Genomic DNA, 5,364 nt, shown 5'->3' on the forward strand with positions numbered 1-5,364 from the left:
TTTCTCGTGATCGCTTGGGGTCTGATTGCTCGCTCGACTATGTTGGAGTCGAGTTCGATGCGGCCGTCGGTCAGGAAGCGCTCGAAGATGTCTCGACGCGAGATGGCATACCGCAGAGCTTCGGCGAGTTTGGATTTTCCAGAGACCCGTGGCAGGGTCGCCTGCCAGAGAGTGAAGAGGTCACGGACGATCGCTGCGGAGATCTCCTGGCGTGCAGCGACACGAGCTTCAGGGCTTTGGCCGCGCACACGCTCCTCGATCTCCCATAACCTCGCCATACGCTCGACGGTGTCTGTAGCGACCTTCGAGCTCTTTGCGACATGCAACTCGTAGAACTTTCTCCGGCTGTGCGACCAACAGCCGGCCAGGATGGCGCTGTCATTGCCTCCATCTTTCCGGACGAGCTTGTTATAAGCGGCATATCCGTCGACCTGCAGGATTCCACGATAGCCGCTCAGGTGTCGTGCGACACACTCGGTGGCTCGACTGTCCTCGAAGCGATAGGCTACCATCGGTGGACCGCTGCCCCCAAAAGTCCGGTCATCCCTGGCATACGCCCATAGCCATGCCGTCTTCGCTGATCCGGAACCAGGTGCAAGTGTGGGCAAGGTCGTTTCGTCGGCAAAGATCCGTTCGGCCTTCTTGATCTCATCGAGGATGTAGTCGGCGAGGATATTGAGCTCGAACCCCAGCTTGCCCATCCATTGAGCCATCAGCTTGCGGTCGAGTTCGACCTTGTCGCGTGCGTAGATGGCTTCCTGGCGATAGAGTGGCAGCCCGTCGGCATATTTGGAAACGGCGATCTGGGCCAGAAGTGCTTCCGTTGGAATGCCACCTTCGATGATATGTGCCGGAGCCGCCGCCTGGACGACACCATCCTCGTTCCTAAAGGCATACTTCGGCCGACGGGTGACGATGACACGGAACTTCGCTGCCACGACATCCAGCCGCTCGGAGACGTCTTCTCCAATCAGGATTTTGGTCTTACCTGCATGTTCTGGAAGCTCTTCCGGTTCGATCACGACCTCGACGCGCTCAAGATGAGGCGCAAAGCCCTTGCGTGGCCGCGGAGCGCGTTTGCTGTCCGCGCTACCGCGGCCTTTCGTGACCTGAGCCTTGATCGTCGCAATGCCGGTCTCGATCTCTTCGAAGACAAAGGCGTGCTGCTCGTCATCGACGGTGGATGATGCAAGCCTTTCCGAGCGTCGGCCAAATCGGGCGCGATCGAAAGCCTTCAGGATCTGCGTCAGCCGCTCGATGCGCTCATCGGCGTCCGCGTTGCGGGCCTCTAGATCGTCAACCTGCTTCTCCAAAGCCTCGACGCGGGCTGCTTTTGCGGCCATGGCAAGAACCATGGCTTTGAGAGCCTCTACATCATCCGGGAGCTCAATCTCGGGCCGCGTCATGGGTATGATCAGAGCATATTTTGCCGCGCTCCGCCCATGCTTTCAGGGACCTGATTCACTTCGCCGCAGCGGTTTTACCCAACAATCTCGGGAGGCTTCACCGGCGTGGATCGAACCCGCTTCCAGTCCATTCCGTCGACTAAAGCCAGAAGCTGGGCATGATTGAGCTGGACGCGATGATGGCCGATCCGGGGCCAGCAGAACTGGGCTTTTTCCAGCCGCTTCGCATAGAGGCAAACGCCGGAGCCATCCCACCACACGATCTTGACTCGGTCTGCTCTCTTGGCCCGAAAGACATAAAGTGCACCGTTGAACGGATCACTGCCAGCATCCCGTACCAGCGAAAGCAAGCTGTCCGGCCCCTTTCGGAAGTCGATGGGATGGCTCGCAAGAAAGACCTTCACGCCGGACGGGATCATGCCGACCGCACCGCTCGGATCACCCGCTGCAGGTGTGCTTCGCCGATATCTGCGTCGGCCCGGATAACGACGTCGCCGATGATAAGCTCGATCATCGCACGTGTGCCAATCGTCCCAGTCTCCGTCTGACCAGCCCGATTTGCGAGGTAGATCGTTGTCCGTCACGAGCATCACGACGCCAGCCAAATAGCTGCGAGGGATGTATGCCGATGCGATGCGCAATGGCTGAGACGCTTGCGCCGGGCTCCATTGCCTCAGCCACAGCCCGCGCTTTAAAATCATCGGACCAGCGGCGCCGAAATTGCCGTGGGGCGCCCTCAAGCCGTTCCGGAACAGCCTCGATCATATGGAAGTTTCTAGTTCCAGAGCTAGGCGCAGACATAGAAGCTCACAGTTTGTGAATCGTCTGTCCGCAATACAGCGGCCAACGCTACTGACGCCAGATGGGGTCAGCTTGTCGCTTACGTCAATTTCACGGTTCGTACCAATCTTCGATCAATGCGGCCAGTTTCGATGCCGTAGTTTTCCGTTATGCCTCCAGGCGCGATACTCGATTCAGCGAATAGGGTTGGCTGAACCCAGATCGCGCCTTTGCGTTCAAGCTCCACAGGCGGTTTCGCCGTCTTGATCTTGTTGAGATCCTGCCGGAGGCCGATTGTCTCGCGTTCTTTGAAACGAGCGACGCCTATGTCCTTGTACTGGCTCAGGAGGGCGCGGCCCAGCTGCCCAGGTTCCGATAGATGTCATCGCGCAGCTGTCGGACCTGTCGATTGAGCTCACCAAATTGCGCAGGCGTATGGTCGGAAATTTCCAGAAGAGCGTCGCCCAGGCAGCCAGCTCGCGACCTCAGCTCCGGCCCGCGTAACCCGCCGGGTGATGCTGCGGGCGGCAAGGGTCATCAGCGACTATGGTTCCGCGAACGCGACGAGGCGCCCGCGGATAGCCGTCGGCAACATGAAGTCGCCTCGTAGGTCAGACCTTGTGCAGAAAATCGACCACGCCGGTATCGAGATCATAATAGGCGGGCACGATCTTCACCTTGCCTTCCTCGACCAGGCGAGAAACAATCGCACTTTCGGTGAGGATGCGCTCGGCGCCGTTGAAGGCATTGGCATGGACGGTCTTGTCGACAAAATTGTCGCCGCGATCGGTCTCCGCCAAAGCCACGGGCAGGATCGGCTGGGTCATCTTGCCGATTGAGCCATCGAGCTTGGTGCCCTTGGACACGACCTCGCAGGCGGCGGAGACCGCCCCGCAACGCTTGTGGCCCATGACGACGATCAGCGGCGCATGCAGATGTTCGGTGCCATATTCGATCGTGCCGAGCACATCGGTGTCGACCACGTTTCCGGCATTGCGGGCGACGAAGAGTTCGCCGAGCGTCACCCCGCCGAATACAAGTTCCGGCACGACACGGCTGTCGGAACAGGTCAGCACGATCGCCCAAGGTGCCTGGCTCTTGGCGACGTCCTGCCGGCGCTTGGAAATATTGGCGGCGCAGGCTTCCGTGTCGGTGACGAATTTCTTGTTGCCTTCCTGGAGTTTTGCCAGTGCTTCATCCGGCAGGAGGGCGGGAGCGTTCGAGGCGAATGCCGGCATGGTCATGTCAAAGCCTGCAGTCATGACGGCCACGCCTCCGATGCCGGCAAATTTCAGCAGGGAGCGACGGCTGAGTGGGGAGGAATTGCATTCAAAGCACATGGTATCGGTCCTTTTGCAATATCCGGGATGGCTGCGGAGAAATGGCACCTGCTCCAAGTCATGTCCGGCAATTCTCCGGGAATCGGAGAATGGCCGATTGGTTATGCCTTGATATGGCACTCATCAAGCGGAATTTTGACGCATCGGAGGAGCTAAGCCAATCCTGGAGTATTGCCCCGGCCGTACGGTAGATCAACCCGGCCCTGACGGGTTCTGGCGAGGGATGCTCATGCGCGGCATATTGGGTTGCAAGGGACCCTTTGGGCGCTGCCTTCTGCTTCTTTAGTGGCTCCGCTGCCGCCGGCGGGATCGCATTCATTAACTCACTCGGGAACCTAGGAGCATTTGTGGGGCCGTTCGTTATAGGGTATCTCCGTAGTCAGCCCGGAGGTTTTTCTACAGGCCTATACGCTTTGGCAATCATGGGCCTAGCCGCGACAGTCATGTTGATTTTCCTCCTGCGCCTCCTGCGCCAAACTTGATAGAAACAACCAGATGTTCTTGTGTTTGTTGTCACGTGAGCCGAGCCGGTTAGGTGCACAACGAGATGCGGCTCGGGTCCGCGAGGAACCAACAGCAAGAGCTCGCAAAATTCCTCAGCGTCACCGGCCGCCGTCTTCGCACCCAAGGCCGAACCCGGCAATGCCGCTCATGTCGGCGCACCGATGCCGGGCGCCATCTCGCGCGTCTTTATGTCGCCCGGACAGGCGATCAATGCCGACGATGTGCTGGTGTCGACCGAAGCGATGAAGGTGGAAACGGCAATTCACGCCGAGGAGAACGGCACGATCGCCGAAGTTCTCGTCAAAGCCGGCGACCAGATCGATGCCAAGGACCTGCTTGTAACTATCGCGGCCGGTTCAGCGTAAAGTTCCATAACGTTGATTATGCTATTTGGTGCTGTAGGCGCAAAGTTGAAGTGTCCTGTTTCTGCAAAGTTGGAATGTCACTCTCCCCGCGTTTGATGGCGCGGGAGACAAGCGGATGGGACTGATTGCGATGAGCGAGCGTGACCTGCAGCGGATCGAGGTTTTGTCGAAGGTTGCCGACGGGCGGATGACGATGGTGTCGGCGTCGCATGTGCTTGCTCTCAGCGAGCGCCAGGTGCGGCGGCTGTTGGATCGCATCAGAACGACCGGTGCGGCATCGATCCGCCACAAGGCGATCGGCCGGCCGTCGAACAACCGGATCAGCGATGGTGTTCGCGATTATGCGGTGACGCTGGTTCGTGAACGTTATGCGGATTTCGGTCCGACGCTGGCGGCCGAGAAGCTTGCCGAGCGCGATGGCTTGCGTGTGTCGCGCGAGACGTTGCGCGGCTGGATGACGCAGGCCGGATTGTGGCTGTCACGCAAGCAGCGGCGGACGTTTCATCAACCGCGGTTGCGGCGCGAAGCCTATGGCGATCTGGTACAGATCGACGGGTCCGAGCATCGCTGGTTCGAAGATCGTGGAGATCCGTGCTCGCTGTTGGTGTTCGTCGATGATGCGACGGGCCGGTTGATGCAGCTGCGCTTCGTGCGCTCGGAAAGCGCCTTCAGCTATTTCGACGCACTTGAGCTTTATCTGAAGCAGCACGGGGCGCCGATCGCCTTTTATTCCGACAAGCACTCGGTGTTCCGGGTGACGAAGAAGGATGCCAAGGGTGGCCAGGGCATGACCCAGTTCGGGCGGGCACTCTCGGAGCTAAATATCGAGATTCTCTGTGCAAACTCCAGCCAGGCCAAAGGCCGTGTCGAGCGGATGAACCGGACGCTGCAGGGTAAGCGGCAAGCTGAGACCGTTCAGCGCGCGTAATTCCACGGCATGAGTGCATCGAGATCGCTGCTCGACCAGCC

At 59.3% G+C, this 5,364-nt stretch carries 3 protein-coding genes and 2 pseudogenes; 2 read left to right on the forward strand and 3 right to left on the reverse strand.

All coding sequences use genetic code 11. The features are described from left to right. From CO660_RS32020 to CO660_RS32040, 3 genes are all read right to left on the reverse strand, one after another. Nucleotides 1-1,406, reverse strand: a 1,406-nt coding sequence (locus tag CO660_RS32020; RefSeq protein ID WP_097601849.1) for an IS66-like element ISRle3 family transposase, incomplete at its 3' end; no start/stop codon positions are given. A 74-nt stretch (nt 1,407-1,480) separates the two neighbouring features. After that, nucleotides 1,481-1,825, reverse strand: a complete 345-nt coding sequence (tnpB, locus tag CO660_RS32025) for an IS66 family insertion sequence element accessory protein TnpB (RefSeq protein ID WP_003592504.1) — start codon at nt 1,823-1,825, stop codon at nt 1,481-1,483. 972 nt (nt 1,826-2,797) lie between these two features. Continuing rightward, complete coding sequence (locus tag CO660_RS32040) at nt 2,798-3,526, reverse strand: carbonic anhydrase (RefSeq protein ID WP_029532496.1); 729 nt, start codon at nt 3,524-3,526, stop codon at nt 2,798-2,800. 626 nt (nt 3,527-4,152) lie between these two features. Here CO660_RS32040 and CO660_RS32050 point away from each other — a divergent pair. Beyond that, nucleotides 4,153-4,395: pseudogene (locus CO660_RS32050) on the forward strand (biotin/lipoyl-containing protein); the annotation flags it as partial. Nucleotides 4,396-4,510: 115 nt separating this feature from the next. Continuing rightward, nucleotides 4,511-5,287 (forward strand): annotated as a pseudogene (locus CO660_RS32055) (ISNCY family transposase); the annotation flags it as partial. Nucleotides 5,288-5,364 lie beyond the last annotated feature (77 nt).

Origin of the sequence: Rhizobium sp. L9, from assembly GCF_002531885.1 — a bacterium.
Classification (GTDB): Bacteria; Pseudomonadota; Alphaproteobacteria; order Rhizobiales; family Rhizobiaceae; genus Rhizobium.